The sequence below is a fragment of the Alcaligenes sp. EGD-AK7 genome (assembly GCF_000465875.3).
In the GTDB taxonomy this organism is placed as follows: domain Bacteria; phylum Pseudomonadota; class Gammaproteobacteria; order Burkholderiales; family Burkholderiaceae_B; genus Alcaligenes; species Alcaligenes phenolicus.
The window spans coordinates 185,709-205,691 of the sequence record NZ_AVOG02000045.1 but is presented as its reverse complement, the minus strand read 5'-3'; the positions used below and the strand labels follow the sequence as shown (position 1 = coordinate 205,691).

Genomic DNA, 19,983 nt, shown 5'->3' with positions numbered 1-19,983 from the left:
GATGCGCCAGGATGATTTCGACTCCAGCCCGGAGGTGATGTGGTACGGCAAGATTCCGGCCATGGGGGACTTTGTACGTCGACGTATGCCCGAGCCGATTTTGTTGCCGTGGGAGCGCTGGTTCAGCAGTGGTGTCAGCCAGATTCGTTCGCCCAGCAAGACTGCTGGAGCCAATATGCCCAGCTCGCCTGTCCAGGCCTGGGGATTTCTGATGTCCTTGCCGCAAGGGGGCGTGCAAGCAGGAGCGGTCATGCCCAGTCAGGACCGGGTTGGGCGCGAGTATCTGGTGTGCGCTTTGGTGCCTTTGAATGCCGAGCAATGTCAGCGTGTCCGTCTGCCTGTACTGGCCAATATGGTTGAGCAATTGGGCCTGTCCTTGCAGCAAGGGGTGCGGTTTTGCTGGGCGGCAACCCAGTTGGATCAAACTTTGTGTAGTGCCGTGCCTTATGCCGGTTTGCTGGCGGAGAGTGTTGCCGCCCAGTCCGAGCAGCGTGATGCCGGGCAGGACATTCTGGATGTTTTGTACGGCTCTCGTGCGCCGTCTGTGCCACAAGACCCGTGGGCTGTCCTGCAGCCTTGTCTGGAGCCCGGCTCCCACCGTAGTTACTGGTGGTGCCTGGGCATGAACAATCCTGGCTGGCGCAGCGTGACGCACAGCGGCGAGCTAAGTCTGGCCCTGTTTCGGCGCTTGTTCGTGTCAGCAACAGCGGCAGATGCAGCAAGCCGCGCCTATCAACCATGGTGAGACCTTTCATGAAACGTACAAACTCTGCCAAGGATGTCCAGGGTCGCCCTTTGGGGCAGATTCTGGACTCTTTGCTGCTGGACCAACGGCTGGTGATTCTGGATCAATTGGCCTTGCAACTGGCCGAGCTGCATGAGCACCAGGAATGGTATGGCGTGCTGGGGCTGGATACGGTGGTTTTGAGTGATGAAGGTCTGGTTCAGTTATTGCCGCTGGAGCAGAACATGCACAAGCGCAGTCTGGCACAGGCGCGTGCTCAGGGTATGGCCTTTGATGAGCCTTGCGCGGCCCCCGAGCAATATGTGGATGATCCTGTGCGGCCTGCTGGCCCCTGGACGGATGTTTACGCTTATGCGGCCTTGCGCTGGCAACTGACGACGGGCTTTCCTCTGATGGCCGCCCCTTGGCGGCAGTTGAAAGATCCTGTGGTGATGGACGAGGACGCGGACGGTCCGACGCAGGCCATGTTGCAGGGGCTGGCCCTTGACTGGGTGCAGCGGCCTCAATCCATGGCTTCTTACCGAAGGCTGGAACGATTGGGGCAAGTGCCAGAGCCTGTGCCCGCACATGCTCCCGCTGCGCAAACTGTGCTGCCGATTACGCCTGAACGCCGGTCTTCCTTGCCATTGTGGCTGGCGGGTTTGGCAGTAGTCGTTCTGGCAGGGCTGGGGGCGGCGTATTGGAGCGGTGATGGCGATACTTCCGGGCCCGCTGTTGCAGCGTCTGATGCCAATCGTCCGGCGGTGGTGGGCGCCACGCCTGAGGAGTCCACATCAAGGTCGGGACCGGGATCAATCACGTCGGAGTTGCAGGGCGGGCTGGTGGCGGCTGGGGAGTCCAAGCCGAATGATGTGGCTGCTTTGGGGGCAGGGGGGGCGTCTGCACCTCAATCGGGGCAGCCTTTGGAGGCAGGATCAGATCAGCTTGGGTCGCAGTCGACAGATACACAAAATGACTCGGTGGCAGGGCAGCAATTAGCCCAGGCTTCGGGCTCGCAAGCCGCGACAACACCGGAGTTGAAACTGCTGGCCGAGTCGGGAGCTTTGCAGCCTGCTTTGCCAGTTCAAACACAAAACACATCGGATGATGCAGCGCGTCTGGCTTTGGCTGATCATGCTGCCGGAACAGCCGAAACAGCCGGAACAGCCGGAACAGCCGGAACAATGGGAACTACCGGGACTGCCTCGGCCGATGCTTCAGGACTTGCCACAAGCACACAAACCGAATCCTCTGAGCCTACCGCGCAAGTCGATCATGTGGAGCAATTGGAGCCGGTCGCCGCCAAGCCCGCGCCACCTGCCAAGGGCACAATCGCCCTGGATATACGGCCTTGGGGGGAGGTCTATGTGAATGGCCGAAAGCAAGGTGTCAGCCCGCCTTTGAAGTCCTTGTCACTGGTTCCAGGCTCGCACCGTATCGTCATCAAAAATGCGGGCTTGCCAGAGTTCAGCACAACAATTCGAGTGCGCTCAGGAAAGACGGCCAGCGTCAGTCACGAGTTCAAATAGGCTGCGAGAACCGAGAACCGAGAACCGAGAACCGAGAACCGAGAACCGAGAACCGAGAACCGAGAACCGAGAACCGAGAACCGAGAACCGAGAACCGAGAACGAAGACGCTCGAAGGCGGCGTAGCTGACTTACGTCGTCTTGCGCTTTCCGATCAGCCCTGTAGCCAGCAATGTCCCGAACAGAACGGTACTCATACCGATCAGCATCTGTGCGGTCAGGGCCTCGTCCAGCAGCAAGGCACCCCACAACACCCCAAAAGGCGGCACCAAAAAGGTCACCGTAATGGTTTTGGAGGGGCCGACATTGGACAGCAGGCGGTAAAAAATCAGGTAAGCGACTGCTGTACACAGCAAGGATAAGGACAGCGCAGCCCCCCAGGCATGCAGGCCCGGAAACTGTGCGGGCCACCAGTAAATGGCTGCGGGCAATAGAACCAATGTTGCGCTGACCATGCTGCCTGCTGCTACTGCCTGTGGCTGCACGCCGCGCAGATAGCGGGCGGTAAAGTTGGCGGCAATACCGTAAAACACTGTGGCCAGCAAAGATGCCAGCACAGCCCAGCCTTCGGCGCCTTTATTGAAGCTGAGCTTGTCGTACACCAGAATCAGAATGCCCAGGAAGCCCAGACACAGGCCCAGAATCCGGCTGGGTGTCAGGCGCTCTTTCAACCAGACTCGTGCCACCAGTGCGCCGAACAAGGGAGCCATGGCATTCAAGACGGCCAGCAAGCCAGACTCCAGTCGCAAGGCTGCGAAGGCGTATAAGGAGAAGGGCACGGCGGCATTCAGAATGCCCAGCGCAAAGATGGGTTTCCAGTTCGCCAGAAAGATGGGCAAGCGTCCGGTGACGGTGATGTAGCTCATCAAGGCCAGGGCGCTGACACCGACCCGTATGGCGGTCAGGGGAAAGGGGCCAAAGTCGGGGACCGCTTGCAGCGTAAATAAAAACGAGCCGCCCCAGATGGCGGCCAGCAGGAATAAATCGCGTAAGTCTTTGGGGGACATGGGAGTCAGATTGGTGGCGGCGGTCCGCATGGGCCGCATAACAGAGCCGATTGTAATCCTCTGGCCGCGACCAGGACATCGATGCGGAACGTTCAAGTGGAAGGATCTGAAATCCCTTGATGCTTTAAACAGACAGCTCGTTGTTCAGGGCCCGTTTCAGGACGTTGAAGACGCGTTTGTCCCCGCATTGAGCGACGTTGAAACGCAGAAACTGGGCAGCATCAGGAGCTTGGCTGAAAACAGGGCCAGGGGCCAGCACGATGCCATGGGGCAGGCAGGCGCGTGTCAGGCTCAAGGCATCATTTCCGGCCGGCAGACGGACCCAGAGAAACATGCCCTCGCGTGGGCGCAGCCATGGCGTCAGGCCAAGTTGCTCCAGCTGTGTCACGGCGTGATCCATGGCTTTGGAGAGCCGGTATCGAACTCGTTCCAGATGTTTGCGATAGCCGCTGTCGCCAAGCGCGCTGTTCAGAATATGCGAGGCCAGGCGGTTGCTGCTGAAACTGGTGGCGGTACGCAAGTCGACCAGGCTCTCGATCCACGGAGTCTGGGCTGCGATATAACCGCAGCGCAAGGCGGCCGACAGTGTTTTGGAAAAACTGCCTATCTGTACTACGCGGGACAGCCCATCCAGCGCGGCCAGTCGGGTAGCGGGCCGGGTTTCCAGGTCCCCGAAAATATCGTCCTCAATAATGTAGAGGTCGGCACGTTGTGCCATGGCCAGCACGCTATGGGCGGTCATGGCCGAAAGACGTGCGCCGGTTGGATTGTGTATGCCTGAATTGGTGATGTACAGGCGGGGTTTGTGTTCTTTAAGGGCAGCCTCAAAGGCCGCCAGATCAGGGCCCTGATGGGTGTAGGGCACGCTGGCGATTTTGGCCCGATGCGCTCGCAGCAGCGCATGGAAATTGAAGTAGCAGGGGTCGTCCACCAGGACCGTATCGCCTGGCTCCAGAAAGAAGCGACAAAGCAGGTCAATAGCTTGAGTGCCCGAGTCGGTCAGCATGATGTGATGCGGGGCAGCATCTATTTCGGACTGCACGAGACGACGGGCCAGCATTTGTCGCAAGGGCTCTAGGCCCAGAGGCGAGCCGTAGTCCGTCAAGTCCGCGCTGGGGCTACGGGCGGCCTTACGTAAACCGCGGCGCACTCCTTGGTCATACATCCAGTCCGAGGGCAGCCACCCGCAGCCGGGCATCAGGACATCGGCCTCGGCTTCCAGAGATTGGCGCGAGATCCATAAAGGATCGATATCCTTTTCCAGAGCTGGTTCCAGGGCGGCCAAGCTGAGTGGAGCCAAAGGAGCCGTCACATAAAAGCCGGAACCCGCGCGAGCCTCGATCAGACCTTCAGCGGCCAGCCTGCCATAGGCTTCGACAATCGTGGATACCGACACGCCTGCCGATTTTGCTTGTGCGCGTACGGATGGCAGGCGGGTACCGGGCGGGTAGGTCCGTGCCGCGATGCGATCACGTACGGATTGCATGATGTAGTCGATACGGGTCAAAGCAGACATGAGGCTGGCTCGGGTACGGTGTATGGGTCCGGTGAGCAGTACAGTTTTTTAAAACTGTACTGGACTGTGCCTGTGTATGCTGGCATAGCTGTGTTGTACTGACAAGCATCTTTGTTGGAGAGTGAATGATGGATAGCAAGGCAGTCAGCTGGCTAAATGGCTTTATAGGCGTAGCAATCTTTGCCGGATCTCTGCCGGCCACACGTGTTGCTGTGCTGGGTATGGATCCTTTTTTCCTGACTGGCGCGCGAGCGGTAGTCGCCGCCTTGTTGGCAGCGGTCTGGTTGCTGATCGGGCGTGTGGCACGGCCAAAGCGATCAGACGTGTTACCCCTGGCCGTGGTTGGTTTTGGTGTCGTGCTGGGGTTTCCCTTGTTGACGGCGCTGGCCTTGCAGTACATCACTTCGGCGCATTCTATTGTGTATGTCGCCTTGTTGCCTTTGTGCACAGCCCTCTTCGGGGTAGTCTTGGCCGGAGAGCGGCATAAGCCCGTGTTCTGGCTGTGCTCTGTTTTGGGCTGCTTGCTGGTGATGGCCTATGCTGCGCGAGAAGGTCTGGATGCGGCCTGGCAAGGGGACCTGTATATGCTGGCCGCCGTGGTGGTGTGTGGCTTGGGTTATGCCGAAGGTGGACGCCTGTCGCGTCGTTTGGGTGGCTGGCAAGTTATTTGCTGGGCCCTGGTGCTCTCCTCGCCTTTCATGTTCGTCATGATGCTGTGGTTCTGGCCGCAAACATTCAGCAATGTGAATACAGCAGCCTGGTTAGGTTTCGGCTATGTGTCAGTGTTCAGCATGTTCCTGGGATTTGTGTTCTGGTATCGGGGGTTGGCGCAGGGAGGGATTGCCGCAGTGGGGCAACTGCAGTTGTTGCAGCCTTTTATGGGCCTGGGACTGGCTGCCGCCTTGCTGGGTGAGTCCGTCAATGCCAGCATGATCTGGGTGACTTTAGGCGCTGCCTTGTGCGTGGCGGGGGCGCGGCGCTTTGCTTCGTGATGGCAGAAGCCGGACGATAAAAAACCGGCCTGTCCATGAATGGGACAGGCCGGTTTCAAGACAAGCTGAGCAAGCGTTTTAGGCTTCCGCGTGCTTGGCTGCTTCTACCGCTGCATGCGTATCTTCTTTAGCACCATTAAAGAACAAGTTCAGCAGAACGGCAGCAATCGAGGTCAGCAGGATGCCCGATTCGATCAGCGGGTGAATGGCGTGAGGCATCCACTGCATGTAGTTGGGCGCAACCAGAGGAATCATGCCCACGCCAATGGAGATAGCCACAATCATGGAGTTGTTGCGGTTGGTCTTGTAATCCACGCCGGACAGAATGCGGATACCAGTAGCCGTCACCATACCGAACATCACAATCCCGGCACCGCCCAGAACCACGGTGGGCAGGGACTCAACCAGGGCAGCCATTTTGGGCAGCAGGCCCAGAATGATCAAAATCACACCCCCGGCCACGCAGACAAAGCGGCTGCGCACGCCTGTCACGGCAACCAGGCCCACGTTTTGCGAAAAGCTGGAGTAGGGGAAGGTGTTGAAGATACCGCCCAGCAAGGTGCCCAGACCGTCTGTGCGCAGGCCGCGTGCCAGATCTTTCTGATCCACTTTCTTGCCTGTCATGTCGCTAAGAGCCAGGAACATGCCGGTAGACTCAATCAGCACCACAATCATGACCAGTGTCATGGTCGCAATGTGCAGGATATTGAACTTGGGCATCCCGAAGTGGAAGGGCAGAACCAGATCAACCCAAGCTGCATTGGCGACTTTCTCGTAGGTCATGATGCCCATGGTCGAGGCCACAACGGCGCCAATAACAATACCCAGCAAGACGGCCACGTTAGCCAGAAAGCCTTTGGCAAATTTGGCGATCAGCAGAATCGAGGTCAGCACGATGGCGGCAATACCCAGGCCAGTCAGGTTGGCGTAGCGCGGGTTCGGTACCGTTGCTTTCAGGGCCAGACCTTCTGGAGGTGGGGGCAAGGCCGAGCCGGGCATGGCCGCGGCCGATTGTGCGTGCTGAATCCAGGCCAGGTGGTCGGGGTTGATGACCGTGGGGGCGGTAGGGCCAACAGGGTTACCGAAAATCCAGTTGATCCCCACTCGCATCAGCGTAATGCCGATCATGGCAATAATGGTGCCGGTGACCACAGGCGGGAAAAAGCGCAGCATGCGGCTGACGGCAGGGGCGATGATCATGGTGATGATCCCTGCCCCGATGACCGTGCCAAAGAGCAACTGGGCTCCTTCCTGGCCGGGGTTGGCCTGTGCCATGGAGACCATGGGGCCGACAGCGGCAAAGGTCACACCCATCATGACGGGCAGCTTGATACCAAAATACTGCGTAAAGCCCATCGATTGGATGATGGACACGATGCCGCAGACAAACAGGTCAGCAGCAATCAGGATCGATACTTCTTCAGACGTCAGGTTTAATGCCCGGCCCACAATTAGTGGAACCGCGACGGCACCGGCGTACATTACCAGAACGTGCTGCAAGCCCAGCGCAGCAAGCCTGCCGTTCGGTAATCGTTCGTCGACGGGTGCGGTGGTCGCGTTCGTACCCATGAAATGTCTCCAGAGTGGATTAATTATTAGATGAAGCCATTTCAATGTAACGGCGTGCGACAGCCCTGTCATAAGACAATTCGTATAGAGCCTAGGTGGACCTAGCTATAGATGAGGGATAACCCCCAAAAAAAACGCCCTGATTTGGGCGTTTTTGATGCGGCTAAGGGAAAACACTGCTTTGGTGACACATGGTCAGGTCATGGGGGAAGGTCGTTGTATACCGGCACCAGTAACGGGTTCGCGCTCGTCGCGCGTATGTCGTGTTTGTATCAAAAATGAGTTTTTCACTACGACTTGATGGTTGTGTCAGGCCTATTGGAACGTCAGCAAGTGTAAGTTATGACTGCCTTGTAAGCTGCCTGATAGTCCTGAAAAAGCTCGTCTGGCGGCTTTAGCACAGCATCGGATTGTTACAGTGCGGCCCTGCCCAATTTCAATTCTTTATAGATTAGAACAACTGCGTAATGGTAACATTCGCAGCTGCTAATCTTTTTGCAGTGCAGCAGGCTACCGCCAAGTAGGCAGGATTTTTTGGCGAAGAACAGTCTTTGCTTAATGTCGAATTGAAGTTTTTATTTCGCTAAAGGTGGCGACGAAATAAAAAAATCTTTGATATTTTGCCTAGTGTCTTGATTAGACAGCCTTGGTAAATATACCCAAGGCTTTGTTATTTTTCAAACACTCGTTTTTTTTGGTTAACAATAAATAGAATAATATCGTCAGGGAATATTTTATTTGAATATTTTATTTTTAGCATTATTGCTTAAATAAAATTCGAAAATAAATATCATCGAATTGCATAGAGTTTATATATATTCCATGTAATTGGGGTTTGTAAATCATAGTAACGGGATGTAAGTTTCGCCATTGTTTACTGGTGTGCTGCCTGCGACACGGCTATGTCAGAAGTCGTTGTCCGAAATAGCGTTTTATCAAATATGACTATTCCGTGCTCCGCGGTGACAGGGCAAGTCAGTAAAGATCGAAAGGGTAGGGTGCGTGTCTCAAAATACAGGCAAGGGTGCTAAGGAGTTAGAAGCATCCCGTACGGATATTAATAAAAGCAATACTGCGTCTGGAGCAATCGCCATTATTGGTATGGCGTTTCGCTTTCCGGGTGACCTGTCGCAGCCCGACCAGTTCTGGAATGCCTTAATTGAAAAACGCGACCTGGTTACGGAAATCCCGGCGGATCGCTGGGCGACGGCCGAGTTGCAACACGATAAAAGGTCCGAGCCGGGGCGTAGCATTACTTTTTCGGCTGGTGTCTTGTCGCGCATCGACGAGTTCGATGCGGACTTTTTCGGCATTTCCCCTCGCGAAGCCGCCTGGCTGGACCCCCAACAACGCTTGTTACTGGAGCTGTCCTGGGAAGCCATGGAGAATGCGGGCGTCTTGCCCTCCAGCATGGCCGGTAGTGACTGTGCGGTTTATGTTGGTATTTCCGGCCTGGATTACGGCATGCGCGGCTTGGATGATTTGTCCAGCCTGACAGCCCATATGATGACCGGCAATACCATGAGTATCGCCGCCAACCGTCTGTCCTATATCTACGACCTGCACGGTCCGTCCATGGCGGTGGATACCGCCTGCTCGTCTTCTTTGGTCGCTTTGCATCAAGCCTGCTCAAGTTTGCGCAATGGCGAGGCTTCAACCGCCTTGGTCGGTGGCGTCAATCTGTTGCTGCACCCTTATCCCTTTGTTGGATTTACCAAAGCGTCGATGCTGTCGGCAGATGGCCGTTGCAAGGCGTTTGATGAGGCTGGTAATGGTTACGTGCGGTCCGAAGGTGGCGCGGTACTGATGCTCAAGCCCCTGGAGCAGGCGCTGGCCGATGGCGACCAGATACAGGCCGTCATTTTGGCAACAGGCGTGAATGCCGATGGGGCTCGCAAGACCGGCATTACTATTCCTAGCTGCCAGGGACAAATTGAGTTGATGCGCTCCGTGCTGGAGCGCAGTGGCCTGACAGCGGCTGATGTTGACTTTGTAGAAGCCCACGGTACCGGTACAGCCGTAGGCGATCCTGTTGAAACCACCGCCATCAGCGCGGTGTATGGCAAATCGCGCGAGCAGCGTTTGCCTATTGGTTCAGTCAAAGCGAACTTGGGCCATATGGAGTCGGCCTCCGGCATGGCTGGCCTGGTCAAGACAGTGCTGGCATTGCAGCACCAAGCCTTGCCGCCTGCTTTGCATTTGAATACCCCCAATCCCGCCATTGATTTTGATGGTTTGAATCTGGAGCTGCTGCCCCAGGGCCGCGAATTGCAGCGCACCGATGGCAAGCCTTTGGTCGCAGGACTTAACTCGTTTGGCTTTGGTGGTGCCAACGCCCACGTCTTGTTGCAGGCTCCTGTAGCGACAACTGCCCAATCGGCAACGGTGCCGAACTCGGGTTTGCCGCCTTTGGTCTTGTCGGCCAAGACAGAAGCCGCTCTGCGTGAGCAAGCGGGTAATTATGCGGACTTGCTGGACGGCAAGACGGCGCAAGATTTTTACGATGTCAGCTACGCGGTCACTCACCGTCGTCAGACTTTGGCTCGTTGTTTGATCATTCAGCCCGAAACGGTTGAAGAAGGCGTGGCGCAATTGCGTGCTTACGCGCAAGGCCAAGCCCCACAAGGTTTGCAAACCGTAGACGCCCTGAGCAAAGAAGGCCAATTGGCCTTTGTCTACGCCGGTAACGGAGCGCAGTGGCTGGGCATGGGCGTGACCTTGTTGCGCGAGTCCCCTCGTTTTGCGGCTTTGCTGTCCGAACTGGACGCCATGATGCAGCCCTTGGCGGGCTTTTCGCTGCTGGAGCAATTGCAGGCCGAACCTGCCGCTTCCCGCATGGACGACACGACAGTCGCCCAGCCTTTGTTGTTTGCTGTACAGGTTATTGTGACGCGCATGCTGCGCGAAGATGGCATTGAACCTGATGCCGTGGCTGGCCACAGTGTGGGCGAAATCGCTGCTGCCTGGGCCGCTGGTGCCTTGGATCTGGAACAAGCCATACGCGTTATTTGTGCCCGTAGTCAGGCTCAAGGTCTGACTCGTGGCCAAGGCCGGATGGCCGTTATCGGTCTGTCCCAGGAAGCGGTGAACACCTTGCTGGAAGGCTTGGGTGCGGACTTGGGCGTGAATGTGGCGGGGGTAAACAGCCCTTCCAATATCACTCTGTCCGGCAGTCTGGACGGCTTGCTGCGCATTCAATCTGCCTTGGAAGGCCAAAGCGTTTTCTTCCGCCTGCTGGATTTGGATTACGCCTTTCACAGTCCCTATATGGATGGCTTGCTGCCGCATCTGGAAAAGAGCCTGGGCGATTTGCAGCCCGGTCAGCAGGCTCCACAAGCCCGTTTTGTCTCGACCGTTACGGGCGACGAACTGTCCCCGCAAGAGCTGGGCGTGGATTATTGGTGGCGCAATATTCGCGAACCCGTGCAGTTTGAGCAGGCTATTGCCTGTCTGGCGAACCAGGGCTGCCGCGTATTTCTGGAAATTGGCCCGCACGCCATTTTGCAGCGCTACATTCGTGAAACCCTGACTCAGTGTGAGGTTCAGGGTGTGGTGTTGTCCAGCTTGCGCAAGCATGACGATGGCCCGCAGCGGCTGACTGATACGGCCTTGCATACCCTGGCTTTATTGCCGACCCAGTTGAAAGCCCGTTTTCCCGTTGCTGGCAATCCAGTGGAGCTGCCCGTTTACCCATGGCAGCGCGAGCGTCATTGGTACAAGAACAGCACAGAAGGGATGCGCTCCATCGAGCGTCGTCGTGTGCATGATTTGCTGGGTTGGCGTTTGCCGGATAGCGATATCAGCTGGGAAAACGTGCTGGACCCGGTGGTTTTGCCTTGGCTGGCGGATCACAAAGTGGGTGGTGCCATGGTGTACCCAGGTGCCGCTTATCTGGAAATGGCTTTGGCTGCAGCCCGCGAGTGGCTGGGCGAAGCACTGATCCTGGTGGACGAGCTGGATATTCTGGCTCCGCTGGTTTTTGATGGTGAACATGCCCGCAGCCTGCGTTTTGTGCTGAGCCCGCGTGATGGCAGCTTCCATATCAAGAGTCGCCAACGCTTGAGCCAGGACGAGTGGGTGGTACACGCCAGCGGTCGTATTCTGGCTTCGGATGAACGCATGCCCGTGGCGGAGCTCTCGCCCCTGGCCTCGGCTGAACTGCAGATTGATCGCGATCGACACTATCGCTTGGCGCATTCCCTGGGTCTGGATTACGGTCCGGCCTTCCAGGGTTTGAAAGCCTCGCAGGTTCAAGGTACTTACCTGAATGCCGAACTGGAGATGCCCGTCAGCCTGGAGCAAAACGGCTATCTGCTGCACCCGGCCTTGATGGACGTGTGCTACCAGTCCCTGGTGGATTTCTTCGCACAAGATATTGAAGCAGGCCAAGGTGTGGCCTTGCTGCCTGTGAAAGTAGGCCGTTTCACCCTGTCTACGAAAGGGCAGGTAACGCATTTTCGTGCACACCTGCGTCGTAGCAGTGCCCGTTCGGTACTGGCGGATTTCGAGTTGTATGGTGCTGATGGCCGTTTGTTGGCCAGCGCCCAGGCCTGCCGTTTCCGTGCTGCGTATTTCTTGCGCCAGGATCGTCACGCGGTGTCCAACTGGCAAATTACCCCTTATCTGCGTCCTCATCCTCGCGATGAGCGAGTTGCCGTTACGCTCTCGCCTGAGCAACTGGCCCAAAGCGGCTGGGCAGCACTGGCTGACCAGCAGCAAGAGCGAGAAACCTGGTTCCAGCAGACTTTGCCTTTGCTGGATGCCTTGAGCCTGTCCTTTATTTATGAAGCCTTCCAGAACGTAAAGCCTTCCGAACTCAGCACCGAAGTATTGAATAGCCCGTATGGCCGCTGGCTAAGCGAGCTGTTGCGCGCTGAAGAGCTGCTGCAAGATGACGAAGGCTATCGTGTGGTGGAGCAGGCCGATATGCCTGCCGCCCAGGACTTGTGGCGCACAATTTTGCAGGATTCGCCTAGCAGCTTGCCGCAACTGACCCAGATTGGTTCGGTCGGACGCCAATTGCCGGCCTTGTTGCGTGGCGATATTTCAGGCGAAAAACTGCTGGCTTCCTTGCGCCGTTCCCCCGTGGTTGAAGTGCTGTATGACGATGACCCCATGTATCTGGGTGTGCGTCTGGCACTGGAAACCCAGTTGCGAGAACTGGCTGCGAACTTGCCCGCCTCCCAGCGGCTGCGCGTACTGGAAGTCGCCGTAGGCCCAAGCGATTTGCCCAAGACTCTGGCTGCTTGCCTGTCCGAAGACCAGTTTGAATACGTATTGGCTTTGCCAGATGCTGATTTGCAGGCTCGTCAGGCAACGCAGCACCATGCTTTGGCCAACGTGCAGGTGCTCGGTTTTGATCTGCAAGACTGGCAACTGGAGCAGGTCGATAAGCCCCAGTTCGATGTCGTGATTTTGCGCCACAGCCTGCACCGTACCGTGCATGTGCCTCCCGCCCTGATGCGGAGCAAGCAATGGCTGGCGACGGGTGGGGTCTTGCTGGTGGCCGAGTGTCACCCTGACTGGCATGCAGACTTCTTGTCCGGTCTGGACCAAAGCTGGTGGCACGCCGCCGGTGAGTCGCAATCCTCCTCCTTGTTGTCGCCCGAAGGCTGGCACACGGCGTTGGAGCAAGCAGGTTTTGAGCAGGTGCAAACTGCGCAAGAGCCTGCCGCACAGGAATTGAGTGAAGGTGCCTATTTGTTGCTGGCCAAGGCCGCCACAACGCAGGCGATTCCAAACCAGGAAGCCGTCGCTGCAGCGAAATGGGTCTTGTTGTTTGATGAGGCTTCTCAAGTTCAAGCCCATTCGTTGCAAGCCCGTTTGGAAGCAGCTGGCCAAACAGTTAACGCTCAAATCTGGCCGCTCAGTGCAGACATTCTGGCTGATGAGAGTCCTCTGAATGTAGTGCAGATGCTGGGTTGGGCCGATACTGCTGCTGCGGTCAGCCAGACCAGCGCGCAACTGCTGAGCCTGACGCAGGACTTGTCCGCCCGTACCGTTGCAAGTCGCCTGTTCCTGGTGACGCAAGGCGGCGCCTTGCCGGCGATGGCAGAGGAATTGGATTGGACGGTGAATCCCGCCCAGTCGGCCTTGTGGGGCTTTGGTCGCGTCGTGATGAACGAGCTGCCCGCCTTGTCCTGCACATTGATTGATCTGGCCGGTGATGTGAATGCCAGCGATGTCGCTCAGCGTCTGGAACTGGAGTTGCTGTGGCCGGATGAAGCAACAGAAATTGTCTTGTCTCAAGACGCACGCCATACCTTGGTACTGGAAGAGGCTACTGCGGCAGCGACCGCCCAGCTAAGCCAGGATGCCCATTTCAAGCTGGACTTTCAGGTGCCCGGACAACTGCGCAATCTGGAATGGCAAGCTGTTCAAGCGCCGAGCCTGGCTGCAGATCAGGTTGAAGTCCGTACCATGGCCGCGGGCCTGAACTTCCGTGACGTGATGTATTTGATGGGCTTGTTGCCGGACGAAGCCGTCGAAAACGGTTTTGCCGGTGCCAGCCTGGGTCTGGAGTTCTCGGGTGTGGTTACACGCGTTGGTGCTGATGTCACCAATTTGATGGTAGGCCAGCCGGTGATGGGCTTTGGTTCCTCCTGCTTTGCCAGCCATGTGGTGACACGTGCGGATGCTATCGCTCCCATGCCTGAAGGCTGGGATTTTGAAGCTGCCGCCACCGTTCCAACGGTGTTCTTCACGGTCTACTACGCCCTGACGCATCTGGCTCATATCCAGCCCGGTGAAAAAGTGTTGATACACGGTGCCGCAGGTGGTGTGGGGATTGCTGCAATCCAGCTGGCCCGTCATTTGGGCGCAGAGATTTATGCCACTGCTGGCACGGACGAGAAACGCGTATTCGCCTCCTTGCTGGGCGCTGACCATGTGTTCGATTCGCGCAGCCTGAGCTTTGCTCAGGACGTGATGGACGCCACTGGCGGTGAAGGTGTGGACGTAGTGCTGAACTCGCTGGCGGGTGAGGCCATGCGCCGCAGTTTGGACGTCCTGAGTCCTTTTGGCCGTTTCCTGGAGTTGGGCAAGCGTGACTTCTTCGAGAACACGCCGATTGGTCTACGTCCCTTCAAGAGCAATATCAGCTACTTCGGTATTGATGCCGACCAACTGCTGACGGGACGCCCAGCTTTGGCGGGACGTTTGTTCAAGGAAGTCATGGAGCTTTTCCATGATGGCGCGCTGTTCCCACTGCCTTACCGCAGCTTCGGTGCCGAGCATGTGGTTGATGCATTCCGCGCCATGCAGCAGGCTCGTCACATCGGCAAGCTGGTGGTCTCCCTGAAGGATGCCCAACCCCGTTTGCCTGCAAAACAAATCGCTGCTCCTCTCGACTTGTCCGAACAGGGCACGTGGTTGGTTACGGGTGGCTTGTCTGGCTTCGGTTTGGCTTCCGCCCAATGGCTGGTCAAGCGTGGCGTGCGCTCTCTGGTCCTGGCTGGTCGCCGCGGTGCCGAGACCCCTGGTGCACAAGAGCTGCTGAAGCAGTTCCAGGCACAAGGCTGTCGCGTGCAATTCGTGGCGTGTGACGTTACGGATTCCGCAGCAGTACAAGCTGTTGTCGCGCAGATTCAGACGGGTGATAGCCCACTGACTGGCGTGCTGCATGCTGCCGCCGTGTTTGATGATCGCCTGATCGCCAATATGGATCAGGATAGCTTGAACAAGGTACTGCAAACCAAGTTGGTGGGTGCATGGAATCTGCACCTGGCTACTCAGGATTTGAAGCTGTCCCACTTCGTGCTGTATTCGTCTGTGACGACCTCTATTGGTAACCCCGGACAGGCGAACTATGTGGCCGCCAACGCGGGCCTGGAAGGTTTGACGCGCTTGCGCCAGAACCTGGGTCTGGCGGCGTCCTGCATTGCCTGGGGACCGATTGGCGACGCAGGTTACCTGACCCGCAATGAAACTGTGAAGGACAGCTTGGGCAAACGTCTGGGCAAGGCACCGTTGCAGTCGGATCAGGCACTGGATCAACTGGATCGCGTCCTGGCCGTCAATGGCGAAGTGTCCATTGTGGCCAACTTCGACTGGAATGCCTTGGCACGCTTGTTGGCCTCGGCCCAAAGTGAACGCTTTGCTATCTTGAACCGTGCCCGCAAGGATCACGACTCAGGCAGCGATGGCCAGGATATTCACACCTTGATCGCGGGTAAAACTCCCGAGCAAATTCACGCTTTGGTGGCCGAGTGGGTGGCGCAGGAAGTTGCCAACATTCTGCGCACCGAAGTAGACCGTATTGAAACCCAGCGCTCTTTACATGATCTGGGCATGGACTCCTTGATGGCTGTGGAACTGGCCCTGGGGTTGGAGCAACGCTTTGGCGTGCAGTTGCCCGCCATGGTGCTGAACGATTCTCCCACCGTCTGGAACGTCGCGGCCCGCATTGTGGACAAGCTGACGGCCGGTGGCGAGGACTCGGCAGAGCAGGACGCTGGGCACTTGGTAGCCGATGTCGTACGTCAGCACGGGGACGATATGTCCGAGGCTGACTTGCAAGGCTTGGCAAAAGATGTACAGCGATTGGCAGAAACAGGAACATCACTGATCAATGAGTAAGAACGATCTAGCGCCAGGCAGTAAAGCACAACTGATACAGCGCATTCTGGGACGTAAAACCGGGCAAGCGGCCAGCAATGGCCGCATGGCCGAGCAGTCCGCCACCCATCAGGGGGCGGCCAGCCATATCCCGGAGTCCTACACCCGCTTTGACCGTCATCCCGGTTACGAAAAAATGCTGGTGCCCAAGGCCATGGCTGATCGTATGGGCGTGCGTAACCCCTTTTTCCGCAGCCACGATGGTGTGGCCGCTGCGCGCACCCGTATCGACGGGCGCGACTATCTGAACTTTGCCAATTACAACTATCTGGGTCTTTCTGCACACCCGGAAGTGAATGCGGCCGCCAAAGCTGCGATGGACCAGTACGGCACATCGGCTTCGGCCAGCCGTTTGGTAGCAGGCGAGCGCCGCGTCCAGCGTGAATTGGAAGAAGAGCTGGCGCAGAACTATGAGGTGGATGATTGCGTGGTTTTTGTCAGTGGACATGCCACCAACGTCAGCACCATTGGTTACTTGTTCGGTCCCAAGGATCTGGTGATTCACGATAGCCTGATCCACAACAGTATTTTGCAAGGCATCCAGTTATCGGGTGCCGCCCGCCGTTCCTTCCCTCACAACGACAGCGCCGCTCTGGAGCGCATTCTGGCCGAGATTCGTGGCCAGTTTGAACGTGTGCTGATTGTGATCGAAGGCTTGTACAGCATGGATGGCGACATTCCGAACCTGCCTGCATTTATTGACATAAAGCGGCGGTATAAAGCGTTTTTGATGGTCGATGAAGCCCACGCCCTGGGCGTGCTGGGCAAGACAGGCCGCGGCTCGCATGAGCATTTTGGTGTGGCAGGCCGCGATGTCGATATCTGGATGGGCACCTTGAGCAAGACCCTGGCAAGCTGCGGCGGCTATATCGCTGGCGACCGAGCGCTGGTGGAGCTGCTCAAATACGCCGCCTCCGGCTTTGTGTACAGCGTGGGGATTTCTCCCGTGCTGGCGGCTGCTTCGCTTAAAGCCTTGCAGATCATGCGCCGGGAACCCGAGCGTGTGCATACCCTGCAAGAGCGTGGCAGCCAGTTTCTGAATTCGATGCGCTCGATGGGAATCAATACCGGCTTTGCCGAAGGCTACGCCGTGATTCCCGCGATTACAGGCAGTTCTCTTAAAGCAGTCAAACTGTCCGGCCAGTTGTTTGATGCCGGTCTGAATGTGCAACCCATTATCCATCCTGCGGTGGAAGAAAAAGCAGCGCGTTTGCGCTTTTTCCTGTCTTCCACGCATAGCCAGGATGACATAGACCTGGCGTGTGAAACCGTTCACACGCTCATGAAGAAATAAGCATGGCTCAATTACTACACACAGCAGTTAGCAAGATTGCAGCATTAGGACGCCCCGTACTTGCCAGCACCCTGGTTGCTGTACTGGCCGGATGCGCCACGATGCCGGATTGGATGCCAGCCGATGGCCCCAGCCGCCAGCAAGTACAAGAACGACGTGAAGGCCGTATTGAAGGCATCACCCTGGTCAATGTGACAGACGAGTTGACCAAGAAGTTGGCCGCTAAAAAGCGCATGGGTGATTTCGCCGCTCAGTTCCCTAGCACGGCCTCGAACAACTACCTGATTGGTCCTGGTGATGTGTTGGAAGTGTCGGTTTGGGAAGCGCCGCCTGCCATGCTGTTTGGCACGATCTCGCTGGATCCCAAAGCAACGGCAGCAACCACCAATGCGGTCGCCTTCCCTCAGCAAATGGTCACTCCCGATGGCATGATCAGTATGCCTTTTGCGGGGCGTATTGCCGTCAAAGGCCGCAACACCCAACAGATTGAAGAAAGCATTGCCAAGCGCTTGCAAGGCAAGGCCAATAATCCGCAGGTTCTGGTGCGCGTCATTCAGAACAACACCTCCAACGTGACGGTGGTGGGTGAGGTCAATCAAAGCGTCTTGATGCCCTTGACGCCTAAAGGTGAGCGTTTGCTGGATGCTCTGGCCGCAGGTGGTGGCGTCAAGCAAGCAGTCAACCGCATCGCCATCCAGCTCTCGCGAGAGCTGAACACATCTACGATGGCGCTGGATACGATTATTCGTAATCCAAACCAGAACATCATGCTGAAACCGGGCGATGTGATTACGGCGCTGTATCAGAACCAAAGCTTCTCCATTTTGGGTGCCACAGGCAAGAACGAAGAAATTCCGTTTGAAGCTCAGGGCATTTCCCTGGTACAGGCTCTGGCGCGTTCGGGGGGCCTGGATACGTCTCGAGCTGATGCCCGCGGTGTGTTTGTCTTCCGCTTTGAGGATGTTGCGCTGGTGGACGGTGCGCCTGAATCGACTCTGCTGGACAAGAAGGGCGTCGTGCCCGTGGTGTATGAAATCGACCTGCGTGATCCGGCTTCTTTCTTTGTCACACAGAACTTCCCGGTGCAGGATAAGGACGTGATCTATGTCTCGAACTCGCCAGCGGCGGAGTTCCAGAAATTCCTGCGTTTAGTGGTGTCGGTGGCTGTGCCTAGTACGACCTTGAACAACATGATGAAGTGATCGTGCGCATGTTTAAGAACAACTCCTTCAACAGAGGCCGAGATGAATAAGCAGGTGCGCAGCCCCATGGCCGTCACCTGGGCAGTCTGGCGGGCGCTGGTTTTGCGTGAAGCGCTAGATCGTCTGTTTGATATGCGTGCAGCGTGGTTCTGGTTGTTGATGGAACCGGTGCTGCATATCAGCTTCATCACGTTCATCTTCACCGTGATCCGTTTGCGTACAGTCGGTGGCATTGATGTCACTGTCTGGATTATGGTGGGAATGCTGGCGTTTTTCATGTTTCGCCGTACAGCGATGCAGGTGATGTACGCGGTCGATAGCAATAAGCCTTTATTTGCATACAGACAGGTGCAACCTTTTGATACCTCTATAGCTCGTGGAGTCTTGGAAGCATTTCTAATGACCTTAGTGTCCGCAATTATTTTGACGGGCGCGGCACTGCTCGGGCATGACGTGCGGCCTGACGATCCTTTGCAGGTTGTGGTGACGATGTTTGGGTTATGGCTCTTTGGCGTGGGCTATGGCTTAGTCGCCTCTGTATTGATGGCCTTGGTGCGCGAAACTGAGCACATACTGAAAATCATGATGATGCCTTTGTATTTGATCTCCGGGGTCATCATGCCGATTTCTGCTGTTCCCCAGCCTTATCGGGATCTGCTTTTGTTCAATCCTTTGGTGCATGGACTGGAGTTGGTGCGCAAAGGGTTTGCGAATTACTACCACATGGTGCCTGGCGTCAGCATGGGATACCTGTATCTGTGGGGGATCGTCAGTCTATTTCTGGGCCTGGTTTTGTATAGACGCTTTACACAGCAGTTGGTGATGAAATGATCGTCGTCAATGATGTTTACAAGCGCTACAAAACCGCCCATGGCGTGGGCCGTTGGGTGCTGGAAGGGGTCAATCTGACAATCCCATCCAAGGTCAATGTGGGTCTGATCGGTTCTAACGGTGCCGGGAAATCTACCTTGCTACGCTTGATCGGCGGGGTGGATCATCCCAATAAGGGGACTGTGCAGCGGTTGTGCAGGGTTTCTTGGCCTATGGGAAATGGGGGGCTGGAGGGCACCTTAACGGGCCGTCAAAACGCGAAGTTTGTGTGCCGGGTTCATGGGCATCAGGAAGACTTGGCAGATCGGCTCGCTTTTATTAAAGATTTTTCTGAGCTGGGTCGCGCTTTTGAGGAACCTGTCTACACCTATTCCTCTGGAATGCGGTCCCGTCTCCAGTTTGCGCTGTCGTTTGCTTTTAATTTCGATGTGTACATCTCGGACGAGGTGACGGCAGCGGGTGATGCCGCATTCCGTAAAAAAGCCGCGGACGCATTTAAAACTATGACCAATCGCGCGGGCCTTATTATGGTGGCCCACGACAATAACACCTTAAGACAATTTTGCCAGGCTGGGGTCTGGCTGCATCAAGGGCGAGCGCACTGGTTTGACCAGATTGACGATGCGCTCAACGCCTACAAGGATTCACTTCCAAAATGACAGATACACCTCAAGTCACTACGCAGGCTGCTAGTGCCGTTCCCG

The 19,983-nt window shown here is 56.7% G+C and carries 11 protein-coding genes; 8 read left to right on the top strand and 3 right to left on the bottom strand.

What is annotated here, in order from left to right:
* The first annotated feature begins 1 nt into the window (after position 1).
* Positions 2 to 745 carry a type VI secretion system-associated protein TagF gene (gene tagF / locus N879_RS15285; protein ID WP_009463543.1) on the top strand — a complete coding sequence of 248 codons (744 nt, stop codon included), beginning with the start codon at positions 2 to 4 and terminating at the stop codon, positions 743 to 745.
* Between the two features lie 8 nt (positions 746 to 753).
* On the top strand, positions 754 to 2,253 hold the full coding sequence (locus N879_RS15280) for a PEGA domain-containing protein (protein ID WP_009463541.1): 1,500 nt from the start codon (positions 754 to 756) through the stop codon (positions 2,251 to 2,253).
* A gap of 130 nt (positions 2,254 to 2,383) precedes the next feature.
* Here N879_RS15280 and N879_RS15275 read toward each other — a convergent pair whose 3' ends face one another.
* Both N879_RS15275 and N879_RS15270 read right to left on the bottom strand, forming a co-directional pair.
* A complete protein-coding gene (locus tag N879_RS15275) occupies positions 2,384 to 3,289 on the bottom strand; it encodes a DMT family transporter (RefSeq protein ID WP_021447235.1) in 906 nt (301 codons plus the stop codon).
* Between the two features lie 94 nt (positions 3,290 to 3,383).
* Positions 3,384 to 4,775 carry an aminotransferase-like domain-containing protein gene (locus tag N879_RS15270; RefSeq protein WP_021447234.1) on the bottom strand — a complete coding sequence of 464 codons (1,392 nt, stop codon included), beginning with the start codon at positions 4,773 to 4,775 and terminating at the stop codon, positions 3,384 to 3,386.
* A 128-nt stretch (positions 4,776 to 4,903) separates the two neighbouring features.
* Here N879_RS15270 and N879_RS15265 point away from each other — a divergent pair, with 128 nt between their 5' ends.
* Positions 4,904 to 5,767, top strand: coding sequence for a DMT family transporter (locus N879_RS15265; protein ID WP_031232945.1), 864 nt, complete (start codon positions 4,904 to 4,906; stop codon positions 5,765 to 5,767).
* Positions 5,768 to 5,845: 78 nt separating this feature from the next.
* Here N879_RS15265 and N879_RS15260 read toward each other — a convergent pair whose 3' ends face one another.
* Positions 5,846 to 7,336, bottom strand: a complete 1,491-nt coding sequence (locus N879_RS15260) for a nucleobase:cation symporter-2 family protein (protein ID WP_009463529.1) — start codon at positions 7,334 to 7,336, stop codon at positions 5,846 to 5,848.
* 1,002 nt (positions 7,337 to 8,338) lie between these two features.
* Here N879_RS15260 and N879_RS15255 point away from each other — a divergent pair.
* Genes N879_RS15255 through N879_RS15235 form a run of 5 tightly spaced genes read left to right on the top strand, consistent with a single transcriptional unit; the run spans position 8,339 to position 19,938 of the window.
* Complete coding sequence (locus tag N879_RS15255) at positions 8,339 to 15,913, top strand: type I polyketide synthase (RefSeq protein WP_235484319.1); 7,575 nt, start codon at positions 8,339 to 8,341, stop codon at positions 15,911 to 15,913.
* Positions 15,906 to 17,246: an aminotransferase class I/II-fold pyridoxal phosphate-dependent enzyme gene (locus tag N879_RS15250; protein ID WP_009463527.1), complete on the top strand. Its 1,341-nt coding sequence runs from the start codon at positions 15,906 to 15,908 to the stop codon at positions 17,244 to 17,246. The genes N879_RS15255 and N879_RS15250 overlap by 8 nt, the downstream gene beginning before the upstream one ends.
* 2 nt (positions 17,247 to 17,248) lie before the next feature.
* Entirely contained in the window at positions 17,249 to 18,448 is a 1,200-nt protein-coding gene (locus N879_RS15245) for a polysaccharide biosynthesis/export family protein (RefSeq protein ID WP_235484318.1), read from the top strand.
* 42 nt (positions 18,449 to 18,490) lie between these two features.
* Positions 18,491 to 19,279, top strand: a complete 789-nt coding sequence (locus tag N879_RS15240) for an ABC transporter permease (RefSeq protein ID WP_009463523.1) — start codon at positions 18,491 to 18,493, stop codon at positions 19,277 to 19,279.
* Positions 19,276 to 19,938, top strand: coding sequence for an ABC transporter ATP-binding protein (locus tag N879_RS15235; RefSeq protein WP_021447231.1), 663 nt, complete (start codon positions 19,276 to 19,278; stop codon positions 19,936 to 19,938). The genes N879_RS15240 and N879_RS15235 overlap by 4 nt, the downstream gene beginning before the upstream one ends.
* The last annotated feature ends 45 nt before the right edge of the window (positions 19,939 to 19,983 follow it).